Source organism: Enterobacter cloacae complex sp. 397G4 (assembly GCF_050031515.1).
GTDB classification, from domain to species: domain Bacteria; phylum Pseudomonadota; class Gammaproteobacteria; order Enterobacterales; family Enterobacteriaceae; genus Enterobacter; species Enterobacter hormaechei_C.
Genome location: NZ_JBLGWE010000001.1, coordinates 3,203,767 through 3,221,513, shown reverse-complemented (window position 1 = coordinate 3,221,513; position 17,747 = coordinate 3,203,767). Strand labels below are relative to the sequence as shown.

16 protein-coding genes are annotated in these 17,747 nt (G+C 55.9%); 5 read left to right on the top strand and 11 right to left on the bottom strand.

The features are described 5' to 3' along the window. Nucleotide 1 precedes the first annotated feature (1 nt). The 6 genes from ACQG1Y_RS15455 to ACQG1Y_RS15430 form a co-directional block, all read right to left on the bottom strand. Nucleotides 2-1,807, bottom strand: coding sequence for an extracellular solute-binding protein (locus tag ACQG1Y_RS15455; protein ID WP_017383396.1), 1,806 nt, complete (start codon nt 1,805-1,807; stop codon nt 2-4). A 75-nt stretch (nt 1,808-1,882) separates the two neighbouring features. Then, complete coding sequence (locus ACQG1Y_RS15450) at nt 1,883-3,436, bottom strand: cyclic di-GMP phosphodiesterase (protein ID WP_033487356.1); 1,554 nt, start codon at nt 3,434-3,436, stop codon at nt 1,883-1,885. A 127-nt stretch (nt 3,437-3,563) separates the two neighbouring features. Next, on the bottom strand, nt 3,564-4,133 hold the full coding sequence (mepS, locus tag ACQG1Y_RS15445) for a bifunctional murein DD-endopeptidase/murein LD-carboxypeptidase (RefSeq protein ID WP_003859364.1): 570 nt from the start codon (nt 4,131-4,133) through the stop codon (nt 3,564-3,566). Nucleotides 4,134-4,548: 415 nt separating this feature from the next. Next, nucleotides 4,549-5,262: a phosphatase PAP2 family protein gene (locus tag ACQG1Y_RS15440; protein ID WP_017693036.1), complete on the bottom strand. Its 714-nt coding sequence runs from the start codon at nt 5,260-5,262 to the stop codon at nt 4,549-4,551. Nucleotides 5,263-5,295: 33 nt separating this feature from the next. Beyond that, nucleotides 5,296-6,282, bottom strand: coding sequence for a CobW family GTP-binding protein (locus tag ACQG1Y_RS15435; RefSeq protein WP_017383393.1), 987 nt, complete (start codon nt 6,280-6,282; stop codon nt 5,296-5,298). 123 nt (nt 6,283-6,405) lie between these two features. Beyond that, on the bottom strand, nt 6,406-7,872 hold the full coding sequence (locus ACQG1Y_RS15430; RefSeq protein ID WP_257438329.1) for a mannitol dehydrogenase family protein: 1,467 nt from the start codon (nt 7,870-7,872) through the stop codon (nt 6,406-6,408). A gap of 205 nt (nt 7,873-8,077) precedes the next feature. On the opposite strand from ACQG1Y_RS15430, the gene uxuA reads away from it, so the two are divergent. After that, the gene (uxuA, locus tag ACQG1Y_RS15425) at nt 8,078-9,268 is read left to right on the top strand and encodes a mannonate dehydratase (RefSeq protein ID WP_017383391.1); all 1,191 of its coding nucleotides are present in this window, start codon (nt 8,078-8,080) and stop codon (nt 9,266-9,268) included. A 116-nt stretch (nt 9,269-9,384) separates the two neighbouring features. Here uxuA and yeiP read toward each other — a convergent pair whose 3' ends face one another. After that, on the bottom strand, nt 9,385-9,957 hold the full coding sequence (gene yeiP / locus ACQG1Y_RS15420) for an elongation factor P-like protein YeiP (RefSeq protein WP_003859355.1): 573 nt from the start codon (nt 9,955-9,957) through the stop codon (nt 9,385-9,387). Between the two features lie 164 nt (nt 9,958-10,121). Here yeiP and ACQG1Y_RS15415 point away from each other — a divergent pair, with 164 nt between their 5' ends. Further along, the gene (locus ACQG1Y_RS15415; RefSeq protein WP_003859353.1) at nt 10,122-10,376 is read left to right on the top strand and encodes a YkgJ family cysteine cluster protein; all 255 of its coding nucleotides are present in this window, start codon (nt 10,122-10,124) and stop codon (nt 10,374-10,376) included. Here the strand turns inward: ACQG1Y_RS15415 and setB are convergent. Together setB and ACQG1Y_RS15405 are read right to left on the bottom strand one after the other, a co-directional pair. Beyond that, entirely contained in the window at nt 10,373-11,554 is a 1,182-nt protein-coding gene (setB, locus tag ACQG1Y_RS15410; RefSeq protein ID WP_141414248.1) for a sugar efflux transporter SetB, read from the bottom strand. The two genes, ACQG1Y_RS15415 and setB, sit on opposite strands and share 4 nt — an antisense overlap. A gap of 103 nt (nt 11,555-11,657) precedes the next feature. Continuing rightward, entirely contained in the window at nt 11,658-11,891 is a 234-nt protein-coding gene (locus ACQG1Y_RS15405) for a hypothetical protein (protein ID WP_139152869.1), read from the bottom strand. 21 nt (nt 11,892-11,912) lie between these two features. On the opposite strand from ACQG1Y_RS15405, the gene fruB reads away from it, so the two are divergent. Genes fruB through fruA form a run of 3 tightly spaced genes read left to right on the top strand, consistent with a single transcriptional unit; the run spans nt 11,913 to nt 15,683 of the window. Continuing rightward, nucleotides 11,913-13,043: a fused PTS fructose transporter subunit IIA/HPr protein gene (gene fruB, locus ACQG1Y_RS15400; RefSeq protein WP_017693041.1), complete on the top strand. Its 1,131-nt coding sequence runs from the start codon at nt 11,913-11,915 to the stop codon at nt 13,041-13,043. Beyond that, the gene (fruK, locus tag ACQG1Y_RS15395; RefSeq protein ID WP_006811313.1) at nt 13,043-13,981 is read left to right on the top strand and encodes a 1-phosphofructokinase; all 939 of its coding nucleotides are present in this window, start codon (nt 13,043-13,045) and stop codon (nt 13,979-13,981) included. The genes fruB and fruK overlap by 1 nt, the downstream gene beginning before the upstream one ends. Nucleotides 13,982-13,997: 16 nt before the next feature. Then, on the top strand, nt 13,998-15,683 hold the full coding sequence (fruA, locus tag ACQG1Y_RS15390) for a PTS fructose transporter subunit IIBC (RefSeq protein ID WP_015572312.1): 1,686 nt from the start codon (nt 13,998-14,000) through the stop codon (nt 15,681-15,683). 74 nt (nt 15,684-15,757) lie between these two features. Here the strand turns inward: fruA and nfo are convergent, their stop codons facing one another. Continuing rightward, nucleotides 15,758-16,615: a deoxyribonuclease IV gene (gene nfo / locus ACQG1Y_RS15385; RefSeq protein WP_023295060.1), complete on the bottom strand. Its 858-nt coding sequence runs from the start codon at nt 16,613-16,615 to the stop codon at nt 15,758-15,760. 64 nt (nt 16,616-16,679) lie between these two features. Further along, nucleotides 16,680-17,726 carry a YeiH family protein gene (locus ACQG1Y_RS15380; protein WP_017383388.1) on the bottom strand — a complete coding sequence of 349 codons (1,047 nt, stop codon included), beginning with the start codon at nt 17,724-17,726 and terminating at the stop codon, nt 16,680-16,682. Between the last annotated feature and the right edge of the window lie 21 nt (nt 17,727-17,747).

Below are 17,747 nucleotides of genomic sequence, written 5' to 3'. Positions count from 1 at the left end.
CTTAACGCCGCTCTGCGGGCAGTTTTGCGGCTTTATTCACGTCATACCACCAGGTGTCAAAGCCGAGGGTGTAGACCGGGCGAACGGCAGGCAGGGAGAATTTATCCCAGCGGGCCACGCGATCTTCGCCCATATACCACATCGGCAGCATGTAATAGTTCCAGGTTAAGACCCGATCGAGCGCGCGGCCAAGCGGCAGAAGCTTGTTCTTATCGCCCTGAGCGGCGACAATTTTTGCAATCAGCGCATCAATCACCGGGCTCTTTACGCCCGGGGCGTTGTACGAGGAGTCGATATACCCCGATGCCCAGGAGATTTGCAGATCTGAACTCGGCCACGGCTGCGCGGCCCACAGGGTCTGCATCATGTCGTAATCGCGACTGCGCTTGCGGTTGGTTAACTGGGCCATATCGACCTGGCGGATATTCATGGTGACGCCAAGCCGGGCAAGGTTCTTCTTAAATGGCAGCACCCACTGATCGTTTGCGCCGGAGGCAATCAGCAGTTCGAAGCTGAGCGGTTTACCGGTTTGCACATTAACCCGTTGCCGATTTTTCAGCACCCAGCCAGCATCATCCAGCAGGTTGCTGGCTTTCAGCAGGTTGTCCCGGTCGAACCCGTTTCCGTCGGATTTGGGCGGTTCAAATACGCGGGTGAACACCTCCGGCGGGAGCTCCGCTTTCATTGGCGCCAGCAAAACCAGCTCGTCCGCGTGGGGATAATCACGGGCGGCATATTCAGTATTCTGGAAATAGCTGTTCGCCCGGCTGTAGGCTCCGTAAAACAGCGCTTTGTTCATCCATTCGAAATCAAACGCCAGGGTAATGGCTTCACGCACCCGACGATCGGAAAAAACCGGGCGCTGAATATTAAACGCCAGCCAGCGCGTGTCCTGCGCGGATTCGTTTTTGTGTTCGTCTTTAACGATATAGCCTTTCGCGAAATTTTTTCCGATATAACGGGTCGCCCAATTTTTGGCGCTGTTCTCGACACGTAAATCAAACGCGCCCGCCTTAAATGCCTCGAAGGCCACGTTATCATCCAGGTAGTAGTCGTAGCGGATTGTATCGAAGTTCCAGCGGCCCCGGTTTACCGGCAGCGTGGCTGCCCAGTAATCTTTCACCCGGGAATAGATCACGTACTGGCCCATTCGCCAGTCGGTAATGCGATACGGCCCTCCGGCCAGCGGCGGGGTAGAGAGGGGATCGCTCAGCTTATGATTTTTCCAGAAGGATTCGGGCATGACGGGCAGGGAGAACAGGCTCAGCATATTCTCTTTGTTCGGCTCAGGGAGTTCGATTCGCACGGTCAGCGGGGCGATGGCTTTCACCGTGGTGCCCTTGTACACCAGACGAAACTGCGGCACGCCTTCGGTCATAAATTTATGAAAGGTGAATGCCACGTCACGGGCGCTAACCGGCGTACCGTCGTGAAAACGCGCACGCGGATTAATCGCGATTTCTGCCCAGCTGAAATCATCGGCGTAACGCACGTTCTCAGCAACCAGGGGATAATAGCTGCCGGGCTCGTCGTCGGAGGTGACGAACAGCGTGTCATAGAGGGATTCGGTACGCGCTGCCGCCACGCCGCGCAGGGCAAAGCGGTTAAAGTTGTCAAACGTTCCCGTGGCGGAAAGCGTCACGTTTCCGCCTTTCGGGGCGGCGGGGTTAACGTAATCGTAGTGGTTAAAGTTAACCGCGTACTTCGGCTCGCCAATGACGGCAAAGGCCGTGCTCTCTTTGATGGTCTGCGCCTGGCTCGACAGGCTCACCAGCGCCAATAGCGTCAACACAACGCGCATAATCATAGTGCGGCGGATCCCTTTGTTCACAGGCAGGCTTGGTTGAACAGAATAATAAGGGACAGCGCCGTGATTGTGAAATTATTCCCCGAGCGTGATGTCGGGTTGCCACGTCCTGAACTGCTCCAGCGGCATCGGGCGGCCGATCCAGTAGCCCTGAAGATAGTTCACGCCATGCTCGCGCAGCCACGCCGCCTGCTCCGGCGTTTCAACACCCTCGGCAACGGTTAACATATTCAGGCGTTCTGCCAGCGTCAGCACCGCGTCAAGCACTGGCGAGGTGACGGTTTCAGTCCCGATGGCATTCACGAAGCCACGGTCAATTTTCAGGTAATCCATCGTGAAGCGTTCCAGATAGATCAGCGCGCTGTGGCCGGTGCCAAAATCATCGATGGCAATTTCAAAACCTTCTTCGTGCAGCCATTCGAACAGCTGATTAGCCTCGCGGTGGTTGATCATATCGCGCTCGGTTATTTCCAGCACAATCTGGAAGTGATCGGGTGGAAGGGCGGCGGCAAACGCGCGCATATCCTCTTTAAAGCTTTCCGCATGCAGATGCCCGGGCGCGATGTTGATCCCAAACTTGGCCCCAGGCGGGAGCACCGTTTGCAGGACAGGGGCATCGCGGATAATCAGGTCAAAAAGATGCAGCGTCAGCGGGACAATCAGCTTCTGCGCTTCAGCGAAATTAATAAAGGCATCCGGTGGAATTTCTCCCATCACCGGATGCTTCCAGCGCATCAGGACTTCCAGCCCGGTCATTTTGAGCGACTGCGCATCCACGACGGGTTGATAGACCACGTAAAACTGGTCGCGTTTGATGGCCGTTAGGATCTCTTTCCCCGGATTAAGACGGATAGTAAGAATATAGAAATTTAACAGGCCCGCCGCAATACCGCAGACCAGGCCGAAAAACAGGGCGTACAGCACATCATCGGTCGTCCAGGCTTCCGCATAAACATGGATGGTCAGAGGCACATTTTTCAGCGTGGCGGTACGGACCGGGATATCAGGCAAATCACGTGCAGGGACCAGCGTTCCGGAATGGGTTGATAACGCATAATCGCCAATAATGATGGAAATACCGGCAAACTCATCCTGTCTTGAGGTGTAGAGGAGATAAGGAGTCAGGTTAAGATTAACGGAGGTAAATACACCGCCGTCCTTCACCAGTGGGTTGCGATACCAGATGGCAATCGCGGGCTTGTCCGGCAGCATGGGAGTGCCCGGCAGGAGCGCCATATCAACCTGTTTATTGATGTGCAGTTCAGGAATAAGCGCTTCCAGAGGGACATTCATCGGGCCGGTGGCGGAAGAGCAGTAGGCGTTTTTATCCCTGACCAGCAAAAAGGCGCGCACGTTGATGCTAAAGGCCGCCCGGGAGGTCAGGGCGGCACTCACTTCCTCGCAGCTGTTCAGCGTGAGTGGCTGGAGTGTATCAATCGACATTTTGAGCTCATCGAAATAGCTCTCCATGTAGACGCTTAAATCGGTAATAAGGGTATCGAATCTGACGTCTCGCTTGTGGTAACTCCAGTAAAACTGTAATGCTCCCAGGAGCAGGGCAGTGAATAACCCCGTAAGGAAACTGAGAAACAGAATCTTGCGGTTGCTGGAGAAGTAGCGGGTAAACATAGATGTCGTGATTCCTGAAATGCCGCTGGATAGTTATCAGTGTAACGGGCAAAAAAAAACACTGCCGGAGCAGTGCTTTTTTTATCGTATCGCCAGCCAAGGGATAACCAACGATACGACAGCAATATTAACTACGGCTCAGAACGCGGCGAGCTTCGTTGTAGCGCTTCTTCCAGTAAGGTTCGTTCATGCTGGAAATCGTCACACCACTGCTGGTGGAAGCATGGACAAACTGATCGTTACCGATATAGATGCCAACGTGTCGACCGGTTGAACCCGCTCTGAACAGGACTAAATCGCCCGTGCGCAGTTTAGTGCGCGAAATGGATTTGCCCATTTCCTGCTGCTCATAAGTAGAACGCGGAAGGTCTAACCCAAACTGCTCACGGAACGTACGCTGTACGAACGCGGAACAATCGATGCCTTTCTTGGTGCTGCCGCCCAGACGGTAACGCACGCCTTTCCAGTCAGCATACTGATCCATAATACGCGACTTAACGTCGAGATTACGTACCATATTTTCAAATTCATCCTGAGAGGCTTGCAGTGAAGAGGAATCTTCCATTCCCACAACACGCGTCTCAGGATGCATATTCTTCGCGGTATTCGTCGTACTACATGCCGAAAGCAGAACCGCCACTGCAATCGCCGGGATCCCCCGCAAGATATATCTCAAGATTGGTTGAGATTTGACCATTTTGTTTGTTTTCCCTTGAAGTCCTTAACGAAAATATCGTTATAAAAATGCCAACCGTGACGAGACTAATAATCTGTTCACAATGAGACAATTCTTTATGGTGAAAACTGTGGCTCAACGCACAAAATTATTCACCATGATAATAATTATCTCAGTGGGGCAAAACGAGTTCGAGGTTAACCGATTGCACGGGGTATTGCGAGCAAAAAAGTCCGTTTTTTTATAAGAAAATGTGATACACAAAGTTACAGCGCGGAATTGCTCAAAATGCCGCCATTCATATCGGTAATCCCTGCAATTGCTTCATTTTTATCACGAATTGTATGACGGGGTGATGACAGCGTTGAATGACGCCGAAAAGAAGTGACGCAGGGATCGAAAACGATCCCTGATGAATGGTGTTAATTTTCGTTATTTATTTGTTTCCAGCTTGTTTAAATTTGCCAGGAAGATAGCGATCAAAAATGCCTATTATGCGATCGCTCAGTGGGGTCATCAGCACCCACGGTAAACCAATTAACACCGCCGTGAGGGAGCCTACGGCGATATCTGTCAGCCAGTGAGCGCCAATCATCACCCGCGGGAATGCAAATACCACCACAATAACCAGGGCGATGGTGAAGGCTTTTTTACCAAAATAGCGCAGCATGAAGCCTGCAAAAATCAGCAGCATCATACCGTGGTCGCCCGGGAAACTGTCCTTCGAGGCATCTTTGGTTGGAATATGAAGCAGCTCGCTGACGCGGTTAATATTCGGGAAAAAGAGCGAAGGACTGGCGCGTTTAACCGGCATCAGATGCTGCGCCAGCTGGTTGATAATCACGGCCGTCAGCAGCATCACCAGGCCGATAATCAGAATACGGCGACGACCCGTTTTGTCTTCCTTCAGCCAGAAGGAGAGCATCAGACAGCCCATTGCCAGCAGCGAACAGCCGTCAAACGCGCGGTTGTTGGTGATCGCCACCAGCCACAGGAAGGCTTCACTCTTCGCCAGCGCCTGGTTAAAGAAGTGGAACAGCCCGGAATCCAGCGGGAACCAGAAACCGTGATCCGCCGGGATATACCAGGAGAAAAAGATCGCCAGGCCGGCAGCGTTGAGCAATAAAATAGCAGGAAGTCGAGTCGTCATAGTCTTCAGCAATGTGTGAAATCAGGGGCAACGTTAGCCGCCCAAACTTAAACGAAGCTTCAACAGGCTTGACTGGAGGGCATTCCAGTCGGTATTAACCGCACTAATTAACTCTATCCGGCTGTCGGGTGGCGCGACGTTCTGGGTTTCAATAAAGAAATCCTCGCCCTGACGGTTAATGCGCACCAGACCATCCGGAGTGCGCATGATTCCTTTTACCCGCTCAACCGGCGCGAGTCTCGCCCATTCCAGTATACCAATGGTGTCGAAAACCGTATCGGCATCGAAGATCCACCCGCAGGCCTGATGCCCCTGGCCGCTGTTCAGGTTGCGACGCCAGCGCTGATGCTCCGGCAGGCTCAGTGCAGCCAGGCCTTGCTTCGCGCCGTGGCTATGCGAATGCTCAGCGCTGGCAGGCAGTTGCGTCTGGTTGAGGCGGGGAAGGTCGAGCAGGGCGCCATCAATGTTGCCCTGGGTCGTCTGCACATACTGACGTCCACCGCCAGCCTGCTGCCACCAGGACTGGAACGCGGCCTGACTCTCAGCTGTCGCGCGATCGGATTTATTCGCCACGATAATATCTGCCGAGGCGAGCTGGTCGCGGAAATTGTCATTATTGATCGCTTTTTCATCCAGCAGCTGGCGGGGGTCGAGCAGGCAAAGTGTCGCACGCAGCTCAAGCCAGGGCTCGTATACCGGGGCGGTCAGTAAATCAAGGATTTGCTTAGGATGACCCAGCCCGGTGGGCTCAATCAGCAGACGGTCCGGCTTGCCCTGACGCAGCAGCGTATTAAGCCCAACCTGCATCGGCAGACCATTCACGCAGCACATACACCCGCCCGGGATCTCTTTCACCATCGCGCCGCTGTCGGCGAGCAACGCGCCGTCGATCCCCACTTCGCCAAATTCGTTGACCAGCACGGCCCACTTTTCCGCCGGGTCTTTATTGGCCAGCAAATGCAGAATGGACGTAGTTTTACCGCTGCCGAGAAAACCGGTGATCAGGTTGGTTTTGGTCACGTGCGCTCCGATAAATAATTGTGATGTAGTAACAACTATCTATCATCCTGACGAAAAAATCGGGCATTGAGAAGAGGGAGGGCGAACGGAGCACAAAACCGTTCGCCTTAAACGCAATAATCGCTAAATTTTTAACGTTTCGATAACGGCCTGGCGCGCGCCGAGCCGGACGAGGCGCTGGTACGCGCTGGTGATTGCCTCGACAAAGACAGGGTTTTGCGGCAGGTCGTCGCCAAAGATTTCATTTAGCGTCAGCAGGGCGCTAACGCGTTCTGCGTAGCTGCTGGTAGCGACAATGGCCTGAAACTTGTCGCTCAGCGGATCGCGTACGTCAATGGCGTTGCCCTGTTCGTCCGTACCGCTGACGTAGCGCATCCAGCCCGCCACCCCCAGCGCCAGTAATGGCCAGGCGGTGTTACGCTCAAGATGCATGCGGATCCCCTCCAGCATGCGCTGAGGCAGCTTCTGGCTGCCGTCCATGGCGATTTGCCATGTACGATGCTGTAGGGCCGGGTTGGCGAAGCGGTCAAGCAGGCTGTCAGCATAGGCTGTCAGATCAACGTTGGTGATGCGCAGCGTAGGGGCCTGCTCATTCAGCATCAGCCTGCGGGCAGCCTCGCGGAAACTGTCGTCCTGCATACATTCATTTATGTGCGCGTAGCCGGCAAGGTAGCCCAGATACGCGAGGAAGGAGTGGCTGCCGTTCAGCATCCGCAGCTTCATCTGCTCCCAGGGCAGGACATCCTCAACCATCTGTACGCCTGCCACCTCCCACTCCGGACGCCCGGCGACAAAGTTATCTTCCACTACCCACTGAATGAACGGTTCACAGCTGATGGCGCAGGGATCCTCAACGCCAAGTTCCTGGGTGATTTCCGCGAGTGAGGCGTCGGTGGCGGCGGGCACGATTCGGTCGACCATGGTACCAGGGAAGCTCACGTGCGCCTCGATCCATGCGGCCAGCTCTGCGGAACGCTTTCCGGCCATGCCGAGAACGGCATTTTTCACCACATGGCCGTTGTCGGGAATATTGTCGCAGGAGAGCACGGTAAACGCCGGCAGGCCCCGCTCGCGGCGGCGATGAAGGGCTTCAACCAGAATACCCGGCGCGGAATGCGGCTCAGACGGGTGCTCAAGATCGTGCAGGATGCGGCTGTTCCGCATATCCAGTTTTCCCGTCGCCGGATCGATGCAGTAGCCTTTTTCGGTAATGGTGAGGGAGACAATTGCCACCTGCGGTTCGCAGAATTTCTCAATAATGGCTGCCAGCGAGTCGAGTTTGGCGTTCAGGCACTCTTTTACCGCACCGATAATAATGGGCTGATTGCCTTCGGCACCTTTCTCCAGCACGGTAAACAGATGATCCTGCGCCCGGAGCTGGCCCATAAGGACATCGCCGCTAAAGAGGCTAATCTCACAAATTCCCCAGTCGCCTCCTTTGGCATTCAGTACCCGGTTTGTTAACAACGCCTGATGCGCCCGGTGGAACGCGCCAAAACCGAAATGGACGATGCGGGAGCGTAACTGCTCGCGATCGTAGCGGGGCTGCTGGACATGAGCAGGAAGCGCGGTGGAGGCAATAGTCTTCATGTAATACACACCTGATTAACCATTAATTAACAATGCTAGTGTAAAGTTATATGACAACAAATTAAATTGGTAAGCCGTAAATATCCCTGTTATGTGAGTTTGATCAATCAATGCCGCGTGCTGTATTGACCACTTCGATTAAACATGTATGGTAGTCGTCATTGAGGTAACACATATTGGTATAACAACTTGAGAGGGTGGGGCAATGGAACAAACCTGGCGTTGGTACGGGCCGAACGATCCGGTTTCTCTTGATGATGTGCGTCAGGCTGGCGCAACGGGTGTGGTCACGGCGCTGCATCATATTCCGAACGGTCAGGTGTGGCCGGTGGAGGAAATCCAAAAGCGTCAGGCTCAGCTGGCAGAGAAGGGATTAACCTGGTCTGTTGTGGAAAGTATTCCGGTTCACGAAGATATTAAAACCCACTCCGGTGAGTGTGATACCTGGATTGCGAATTATCAGCAGAGCATTCGTAACCTGGCAGCCTGTGGTATTGATACCGTCTGCTACAACTTTATGCCGATCCTGGACTGGACGCGTACCGACCTGGAATATGAAATGGCCGATGGTTCGAAGGCGCTGCGTTTCGATCAAATCGCTTTTGCGGCTTTCGAGCTGCACATTCTGAAGCGTCCGGGGGCGGAAGCAGACTACACCGCAGAAGAGCAGCAGCAGGCGCTGGCGTGGTTCAATGCCGCCGGTGAAGCGGACATTGAGAAGCTGGTTCGCAATATCATCGCGGGCCTGCCGGGGGCGGAAGAGGGTTATACCCTCGATCAGTTCCGCGCGCGCCTGGCGGAATATGGCGATATCGATAAAAACCAGCTGCGTGAAAACATGGCGCACTTCCTGCGCGCTATTGTGCCGGTGGCAGAAGAAGTCGGCGTGCGGCTTGCGGTTCATCCTGACGATCCACCGCGCCCTATCCTCGGCCTGCCGCGTATCGTGTCTACGATTGAAGATATGCAGTGGCTGAAAGAGACGGTGGACAGCATCTACAACGGCTTTACCATGTGTACGGGCTCGTATGGCGTGCGGGCGGATAACGATCTGGTGCGGATGATCGAAACCTTCGGCGATCGCATTCATTTCACCCACCTGCGTGCAACCTGCCGTGAAGAGAACCCGAAAACCTTCCACGAAGCAGCCCATCTTGGCGGCGACGTGAACATGGTTGCGGTGGTGGATGCCATTCTCTCTGAAGAGGTACGTCGTAAGCAGGCGGGGGATGTGCGTCCAATCCCGTTCCGTCCGGATCACGGGCACCAGATGCTGGACGATCTGCGCAAGAAAACGAATCCAGGGTATTCGGCGATTGGCCGTCTGAAAGGGATGGCGGAAGTGCGCGGTATCGAGCTGGCGCTGAAAATGACGAAGTATCCTGAACTGCTGTAAAGGTTGTTGCCGGGTGGCGGCTGCGCCTTACCCGGCCTACAAAAACACAAAAACCGGCATCAGAGCCGGTTTTTTGTAGGCCCGGTAAGCGTAGCGCCACCGGGCGAAAAGCACGATCAGTCAGCACGACCCATATAGCGTTTTTCTTCGATATGGATACGGATTTTCTCGCCCGCTGACAGGTACTCTGGCACCTGTACGACCAGACCGGTAGTCAGGGTAGCCGGTTTGTTACGCGCACTTGCAGACGCGCCTTTGATGCCCGGCGCCGTTTCAACAATTTCCAGATCAACGGTCTGCGGCAGCTCCAGCGCCAGCAGCACGCCATCCCAGGTCAGCACCTGCATGTCCGGCATCCCACCCTCTGGAATAAACAGCAGCTCTTCTTCGATCTGATCTTTGGTGAAGATATACGGGGTGTAATCTTCTTTATCCATGAACACGTATTCGTTGCCGTCGATGTAGGAGAAATCAACGTAGCGACGGGTCAGGGTCACGGTATCGACGATATCGTCGCCTTTAAAACGTTCTTCCACTTTCAGGCCGGTGCGGACATCGGAGAAACGCATTTTGTACAGCGTTGCTGCGCCGCGGGCGCTGGGTGCCTGAATGTCGATATCTTTCACAATCAGCAGTTTGCCGTTGTAATTCAGTACCATACCTTTCTTAATTTCGTTCGCTCTTGGCATTGCAGTAATCCTGTTTACGGGAGGTAAAAAATATCGCGCCAAATTACTCGCGCGCGGCCTTTCAGGCAAGCGGAATTCGTGGGTTTTGCTATCAATACATAAAAGGTGTTACTGTGCGCGCAATGCCCGACTGCGCGGGCATCTGCCACCAACAGAGAGCATGTATGGATTGTCGTTCCGACTGTGGCGCGTGCTGTACCGCACCGTCCATCTCAAGCCCCATTCCAGGCATGCCGGAGGGCAAGCCTGCCAATACCCGCTGCGTTCAGCTCTCTGACACTAACCTGTGCATGATCTTTGGCTCGCCCCTGCGCCCGAAGGTGTGCTCCGGGCTCCAGCCAACCGCCGAAATGTGCGGCAGTACGCGCCAGCAGGCCATCACTTATCTGCTTGAGCTGGAAGCGCTCACCGCGCCTTAAACATCTTTGATTCGCGTCAGGCAGCTCAGCGTCAGGACGCACATCACCAGCGCAATCCAGAACACCGTATGATAGTTCCAGATTTCAGCCACAACGCCCGCCAGTGAGCCTGCAATAATCCAGCCCACGCGGGTGGTATTAGTATAAAGGGTGGTGGCAGAGCCTGCCTGACCCGGCATCAGATCCTGGAAGTAGAGCATGCCGATACCGGCCAGGATACCGATGTAAATGGCGTTCAGCAGCTGTAAAGCAAGAAGCAGGGCTGGCGTATGAACCGTCAGCATACCGACATAAAACAGCAGCCCGGCTACGGCGGCGACGCGCATCAAAAAGCGCTTGCCGAAGCGCTTCGCGTAATAGCCCGCAATCAGCATGGTGGGGATCTCAAGCCCCGCGGCGGTTCCCATCATGATCCCGGCCAGCTTCTCCGGCAGATGCAACTCGTCAATAATAAACAGCGGCATATTAATGATATAGAGGCTGTTGGTTCCCCACATTAGCGTACAGATAATGAATAACAGCAGCGCGTCGCGCCGGTTACGTCGCGGAGCTTCCAGCGTACCGGTCGCCACTTTCGGCTCTTTGCGCATGGAGGGCAGAAAGAACCAGACCATTGCGCCGCATACCACGAAGGCCACGGCTGCGCTGAGGTACATCACCGTAAAGCCAAAACCCATCGCCAGCGCGTAGGCGAGCGGGGGGCCAACCACCCAGGCCAGCGACACCTGCGCGCGCAGTATCGAGCTGAACATCACCGCTTCTCGCCCGGTGCGGTCGGCATGCTCGCGGGCAAGGGCGAACATCTGCGGGTTGGCGGTCGAGCCGAAACTGCTCAGGAAGACGCCCACGAACAGCAGAATGAAGTAGTTACGGTTCCAGGCAAACAGCAGGCAGGCAAACACCCCGAGCAGGCAGCAAAAAACGATCAGGCTTTTGCGATCGCCTTTGCGGTCTGAACGCCCGGCTAGAAACTGGCTGACGAAAATGCCGATGATGGCGCTCCCGGTGAAGAAGAAGCCAACCATCGCCGGGCGGGCGTGAACTTCGTTGGTCAGAAACAGGCTCAGCGTAGGCGTTTGTAACGCACCGGCAATACCGGTGAGAAAAGCAACGATCAAAAACGCCGTTGACGTCAAATCAAAAGGCTTTGGTGAGGCGGCAGCGGGGGTGTTATGCATGTTCAGTCTTTGCGAGTAACAGAGAGAGGCGGAGTTTACGCCGCCTGTCAATAAATAAACAGAGGGCAAAATCAAGATTGCCACAATAAATCAAAATAGCATTTCAGTTTATCGCCGTTTCGCTGAAGCGTGCTGAACCTGTTTGCTGAACATCAGCAAAAACCTCCCGACTGAAGAAGAAATGTGCTGCACTTCTAAATTCTGCAACAAGAAATGTAACTTTTCTTGCAACCTTTTGTAGAAAAGACAAGACTTCTTGAAACGTTTCAGCGCTATCTTGCCTGTCCTGACGAAGCAGGTTAGCGCCTATTTTCTCAGTTAAGCTGAAACGATTCAATTTCAGCAGGAGAGGAGAATCATGTTCCAGTTATCTGTTCAGGATATTCACCCGGGCGAACAGGCCGGGAATAAAGAAGAGGCTATTCGCCAGGTCGCCGCTGCGCTCGTGCAGGCTGGCAACGTGGCTGACGGCTACGTCAACGGCATGCTGGCGCGTGAACAGCAGACCTCCACCTTCCTCGGTAACGGTATTGCAATTCCGCACGGCACCACGGACACCCGCGATCAGGTGCTGAAAACCGGCGTGCAGGTCTTCCAGTTCCCGCAGGGCGTGCTGTGGGGCGAGGGTCAGGTGGCTTATGTGGCGATCGGCATCGCGGCCAGCGGTGACGAACACCTGGGCCTGCTGCGTCAGCTGACGCACGTGCTGAGTGATGATGCCGTCGCGGAACAGCTTAAATCCGCCACCACTGCTGAAGAGCTGCGTGCCCTGCTGATGGGCGAAAAACAGAGCGAAGCGCTGAAGCTGGATAATGAAACCCTGACGCTGGACGTCGTTGCGTCCGATTTGTTGACGCTCCAGGCGCTGAACGCGGCCCGCCTGAAAGAAGTGGGAGCGGCAGATACCACTTTTGTGACGCGCGCCATCAATGATAAGCCATTAAACCTGGGTCAGGGCATCTGGCTGAACGACAGTGCGGAAGGCAACCTGCGTAGCGCTATCGCGGTCAGCCGTGCTGCGGTTGCCTTTGAGACAGACGGCGAACGCGCCGCGATGCTGGTAACGGTCGCCATGGCGGACGATCAGCCGGTATCCGTGCTGAAGCGTCTGGGCGATCTGCTGCTGAACAATAAAGCTGAAAAACTGCTGAACGCAGACGCGGCGACGGTGCTGGCCCTGCTGACCAGCGACGATGCGCTGACGGATGACCTGCTGAGCGCAGAGTACGTGGTGCGTAACGAACACGGCCTGCATGCCCGTCCGGGCACCATGCTGGTGAATACCATTAAACAATTTGCAAGTGAGATCACCGTGACCAATCTGGACGGTTCGGGTAAACCAGCCAACGGGCGCAGTCTGATGAAAGTTGTCGCGCTGGGCGTGAAGAAAGGCCATCGTCTGCGCTTTACCGCGCAGGGTGCGGATGCTGAACAGGCGCTGAAAGCGATTGGCGACGCCATCGCGGCCGGTCTGGGGGAGGGCGCATAATGAGCAGACGTGTTGCGACCATTACGCTGAACCCGGCTTACGATCTGGTGGGTTTCTGCCCGGAAATTGAGCGTGGCGAAGTCAACCTGGTGCGGACGACCGGCCTGCATGCCGCAGGAAAAGGGATTAACGTGGCGAAGGTGCTGAAAGATCTCGGCATCGACGTCACCGTAGGCGGCTTCCTCGGTAAAGACAACCAGGATGGTTTTCAGCAGTTGTTCAGTGAACTGGGCATCGCTAACCGTTTTCAGGTTGTGCAGGGCCGTACCCGCATCAACGTTAAGCTGACCGAGAAAGACGGTGAAGTGACCGATCTGAACTTCTCCGGCTTCGAAGTGACCCCGGCTGACTGGGAGCGCTTTGTTGCCGATTCCCTGAGCTGGCTGGGCCAGTTTGACATGGTGTGCGTCAGCGGCAGTCTGCCGTCCGGCGTCAGCCCGGAAGCGTTCACCGACTGGATGACGCGCCTGCGCAGCCAGTGCCCGTGCATTATTTTCGACAGCAGCCGCGACGCGCTGGTCGCCGGTCTGAAAGCCTCGCCATGGCTGGTTAAGCCTAACCGCCGCGAACTGGAGATCTGGGCGGGCCGTAAGCTGCCAGAATTAAAGGATGTGATTGACGCTGCCCATGCGCTGCGCGAGCAGGGTATCGCTCACGTGGTGATTTCGCTGGGTGCAGAAGGTGCCCTGTGGGTGAACGCCTCCGGGGAATGGATTGCCAAACCGCCTTCAATGGAGGTGGTCAGCACCGTGGGTGCCGGGGATTCGATGGTTGGCGGCCTGATCTACGGTCTGCTGATGCGCGAATCCAGTGAACATACCTTACGTCTTGCTACCGCCGTTGCGGCCCTGGCCGTGAGCCAGAGCAATGTCGGTATTACCGATCGTACCCAGTTAGCCGCGATGATGGCGCGCGTTGACTTAAAACCTTTTAACTAACAGCAGGAGAGGAATAATGAAAACGCTGCTGATCATTGACTCCGGTCTCGGACAGGCTCGTGCCTATATGGCGAAGACCCTGCTGGGCGCGGCGGCACAAAAAGCGCACCTGGATATCATTGATAACCCGGGTGATGCTGAAATGGCGATTGTTCTGGGCGACAAAATCCCCGCGGACAGCGCCCTGAACGGTAAAAAAGTGTGGCTGGGTGATATTAATCGCGCGGTGGCACACCCTGAACTGTTTCTGAGCGAAGCAAAAGGTCATGCGACGGTTTACAGCGCACCTGTTGAGGCGGCGCCGGTTGCCGCCGCTGGGCCGAAACGCATTGTTGCGGTAACGGCCTGCCCGACAGGTGTGGCGCACACCTTTATGGCGGCTGAAGCCATTGAAACCGAAGCGAAAAAACGTGGCTGGTGGGTGAAGGTTGAAACCCGCGGCTCTGTTGGTGCGGGCAATGCCATCACGCCGGAAGAGGTGGCGGAAGCCGATCTGGTGATTGTGGCGGCGGATATCGAAGTGGATCTGGCGAAGTTTGCCGGCAAGCCGATGTACCGTACCTCTACCGGCCTGGCGCTGAAGAAGACCGCGCAGGAATTTGATAAGGCGCTGGCAGAAGCCAAACCGTATCAGGCAACCGGTGCGGCTAAAACTGCGACCGAAGGGAAAAAAGAGTCTGCGGGCGCGTATCGTCACCTGCTGACCGGCGTGTCCTACATGCTGCCGATGGTGGTGGCGGGCGGCCTGTGTATTGCGCTCTCCTTCGCCTTTGGTATCGAGGCGTTTAAAGAGCCGGGCACACTGGCGGCCGCGTTGATGCAGATTGGCGGCGGCTCCGCGTTTGCGTTGATGGTGCCGGTGCTGGCGGGCTTTATCGCCTTCTCCATTGCTGACCGTCCGGGTCTGACGCCGGGTCTTATCGGCGGTATGCTCGCCGTGAGCACCGGTTCTGGCTTTATCGGCGGTATCATTGCCGGTTTCCTCGCCGGTTATGTGGCGAAGCTGATCAGCTCGAAGCTGAAGCTACCGCAGAGTATGGAGGCGCTGAAACCTATCCTGATCATCCCGCTGATTTCCAGCCTGGTGGTCGGTCTGGCGATGATTTACCTGATTGGTAAGCCGGTCGCGGGCATTCTGGAAGGTCTGACCCACTGGCTGCAAACCATGGGGACGGCGAACGCGGTGCTGCTGGGCGCAATCCTCGGCGGTATGATGTGTACCGACATGGGTGGTCCGGTAAACAAAGCGGCATATGCGTTTGGCGTTGGCCTGCTAAGTACCCAGACCTACGCGCCGATGGCGGCGATCATGGCGGCCGGTATGGTGCCTCCGCTGGCGCTCGGTCTGGCGACGATTATTGCCCGCCGTAAGTTCGATAAAGCGCAGCAGGAAGGCGGTAAAGCGGCGCTGGTGCTGGGCCTGTGCTTCATCACCGAAGGCGCAATCCCGTTTGCGGCACGCGATCCAATGCGTGTTCTGCCGTGCTGCATCGTGGGTGGTGCGGTGACGGGGGCTATCTCCATGGCGGTAGGTGCGAAACTGATGGCGCCGCACGGCGGTCTGTTCGTCCTGCTGATCCCTGGCGCCATCACGCCGGTACTGGGTTATCTGCTGGCGATTGTTGCCGGTACGCTGGTGGCAGGCCTGTCTTACGCGGTGCTGAAGCGCCCGGAAGCGGAAGTGGTCGCAAAAGCAGCCTAAAAGAGGTGTCGGGTGGCGGCTTCGCCTTACCCGACCTACAAAAAAAGCCGGGTGCGTAAGCAGCCCGGCTTTTTTTATGCCGCCTGGTCAGCGGTTTGCTGCGCCTTCAGCCAGGCAATCTCTTCCGCCCAGATATCCGGGTTAATGGTTTCGAGCACCATCGGAATACCGTCGAAGCGGGCGTCCTGCATGATAAAGCGGAACGCATCATGGCCGATGTTGCCTTCGCCCAGGCTGTGGTGGCGGTCAACGCGGCTGCCGAACGCGCTTTTCGCATCGTTTAAGTGCATACCGCGAAGGTATTTAAAACCGACAATACGCTCGAACTCCTCGAAGGTATTTTTCGTGGCCTCGGTTGTGCGCAGGTCATAGCCAGCGGCAAAGGCGTGACAGGTATCGATGCACACCCCCACGCGGGATTTATCTTCCACGCCGTCGATGATCGCCGCCAGATGCTCAAACTTAAAGCCGAGGTTGCTGCCCTGACCGGCAGTATTCTCAATCACCGCCGTCACGCCCTGGGTTTTATCCAGCGTCATGTTGATGGACTCGGCGATGCGCGCCAGACAGGCGTCTTCGTCAATCTGCATCAGATGGCTGCCGGGATGGAAGTTCAGCAGCGTCAGCCCCAGCTGTTCACAGCGCTGAACCTCATCCAGGAACGCTTCGCGGGATTTTTCCAGCGCCTCGGCAACCGGGTGACCGAGGTTAATGAGGTAGCTGTCGTGGGGAAGGATTTGGCCAGGCCCATAGTGGTATTTCTCACAGGCGGCTTTGAAATCATCAATCACTTCAGCGGTGAGCGCTGCGGCGCGCCACTGGCGCTGGTTTTTGGTGAACAGGGCGAAAGCGGTCGCCTCGATTTCGGCGGCGCGAATGGCGGCATTCGCAAGGCCACCGGCAGCGCTGACGTGCGCTCCAACATATTTCATAAAAAGACTCCTGTTAACCCGAAATGCCTATGATAGCGGGTTAACAGGAGAAGGACGAGATGGTTTATGCCAACAGGCTGTGCACGGCGAGGTTAATCGCACCACCGCCAACGATTAGCCAGATGAACAGCACCAGCGCCATCAGCAGCGGTTTCGCGCCGGCTTTTTTCAGCGCGCTGACGTGTGTGGTGACGCCCAGCGCCGCCATCGCCATCGCCAGCAGGACCGTATCCAGCGTCACCAGCATATCCACCATCGCTTTTGGCAGCAGGTGGAAAGAGTTGAAGACAGCGACCACGATGAACAGGATCGCAAACCACGGAATGGTGATTTTGCTTTTCTCGCTGCCGCCTGCCGGAGCAAGTTGTTTAACCCGCGCCGCGAGGAAAATCAGGAACGGGGCCAGCATCATCACGCGCAGCATTTTGGCGATGACCGCCGCGTTTTCCGCTTCCGGGTTAATGGCGTGACCTGCCGCCACCACCTGCGCCACTTCGTGCATGGTTGAGCCGATATAAATGCCGTAGGTTTCCGGACTAAACCAGTGCGCCACCAGCGGATACATGGCCGGATACAGGAAGATCGCCAGCGTACCGAAGATAACTACCGTCGCGACGGCAACCGTGACTTTACTGGCTTCGGCTTTAACGACGGGTTCTGTTGCCAGTACCGCCGCCGCGCCGCAGATGCTGCTACCCGCACCGATCAGCCAGCTGGTCTGTTTGTCCAGCCCAAAGATCTTCTGGCCGATAAAGCACGCCAGTAAAAAGGTGCTCGAAAGGGTCAGGACGTCAATGGCAATCCCGCTGACACCGACATCCGCAATCTGCGAAAAGGTGAGACGGAAGCCATAAAGGATGATCCCGAGACGTAATAAATGCTGCTTGGCGAAAATCACGCCGCCGTCGCAGGATTTCCAGATGTGTGGATAAACGGTGTTCCCGACCACCATGCCAAGCAGAATGGCCAGCGTCAGGGCGCTGAACCCTGCGCCGGCAACCGCCGGTATACTCCCGCCCCATAAAGCCACGCCGGTAACCACGGCGCTGAGCGCGAGACCCGGCACGAAGTGCCACACTGTACGATGATGTTGTAAGGTGATTTCTGACATAACCTTCTCCTTTGTCTGGCT

What these genes read in the sequence shown, in the direction of transcription:
- mepS (WP_003859364.1), bottom strand. Translation starts at nt 4,133, where the DNA reads ATGGTCAAATCTCAACCAATCTTGAGATATATCTTGCGGGGGATCCCG.
- ACQG1Y_RS15440 (WP_017693036.1), bottom strand. Translation starts at nt 5,262, where the DNA reads ATGACGACTCGACTTCCTGCTATTTTATTGCTCAACGCTGCCGGCCTG.
- ACQG1Y_RS15450 (WP_033487356.1), bottom strand. Translation starts at nt 3,436, where the DNA reads ATGTTTACCCGCTACTTCTCCAGCAACCGCAAGATTCTGTTTCTCAGT.
- setB (WP_141414248.1), bottom strand. Translation starts at nt 11,554, where the DNA reads ATGCATAACACCCCCGCTGCCGCCTCACCAAAGCCTTTTGATTTGACG.
- uxuA (WP_017383391.1), top strand. Translation starts at nt 8,078, where the DNA reads ATGGAACAAACCTGGCGTTGGTACGGGCCGAACGATCCGGTTTCTCTT.
- fruA (WP_015572312.1), top strand. Translation starts at nt 13,998, where the DNA reads ATGAAAACGCTGCTGATCATTGACTCCGGTCTCGGACAGGCTCGTGCC.
- fruB (WP_017693041.1), top strand. Translation starts at nt 11,913, where the DNA reads ATGTTCCAGTTATCTGTTCAGGATATTCACCCGGGCGAACAGGCCGGG.
- fruK (WP_006811313.1), top strand. Translation starts at nt 13,043, where the DNA reads ATGAGCAGACGTGTTGCGACCATTACGCTGAACCCGGCTTACGATCTG.
- ACQG1Y_RS15380 (WP_017383388.1), bottom strand. Translation starts at nt 17,726, where the DNA reads ATGTCAGAAATCACCTTACAACATCATCGTACAGTGTGGCACTTCGTG.
- yeiP (WP_003859355.1), bottom strand. Translation starts at nt 9,957, where the DNA reads ATGCCAAGAGCGAACGAAATTAAGAAAGGTATGGTACTGAATTACAAC.
- ACQG1Y_RS15415 (WP_003859353.1), top strand. Translation starts at nt 10,122, where the DNA reads ATGGATTGTCGTTCCGACTGTGGCGCGTGCTGTACCGCACCGTCCATC.
- ACQG1Y_RS15430 (WP_257438329.1), bottom strand. Translation starts at nt 7,872, where the DNA reads ATGAAGACTATTGCCTCCACCGCGCTTCCTGCTCATGTCCAGCAGCCC.
- nfo (WP_023295060.1), bottom strand. Translation starts at nt 16,615, where the DNA reads ATGAAATATGTTGGAGCGCACGTCAGCGCTGCCGGTGGCCTTGCGAAT.
- ACQG1Y_RS15455 (WP_017383396.1), bottom strand. Translation starts at nt 1,807, where the DNA reads ATGATTATGCGCGTTGTGTTGACGCTATTGGCGCTGGTGAGCCTGTCG.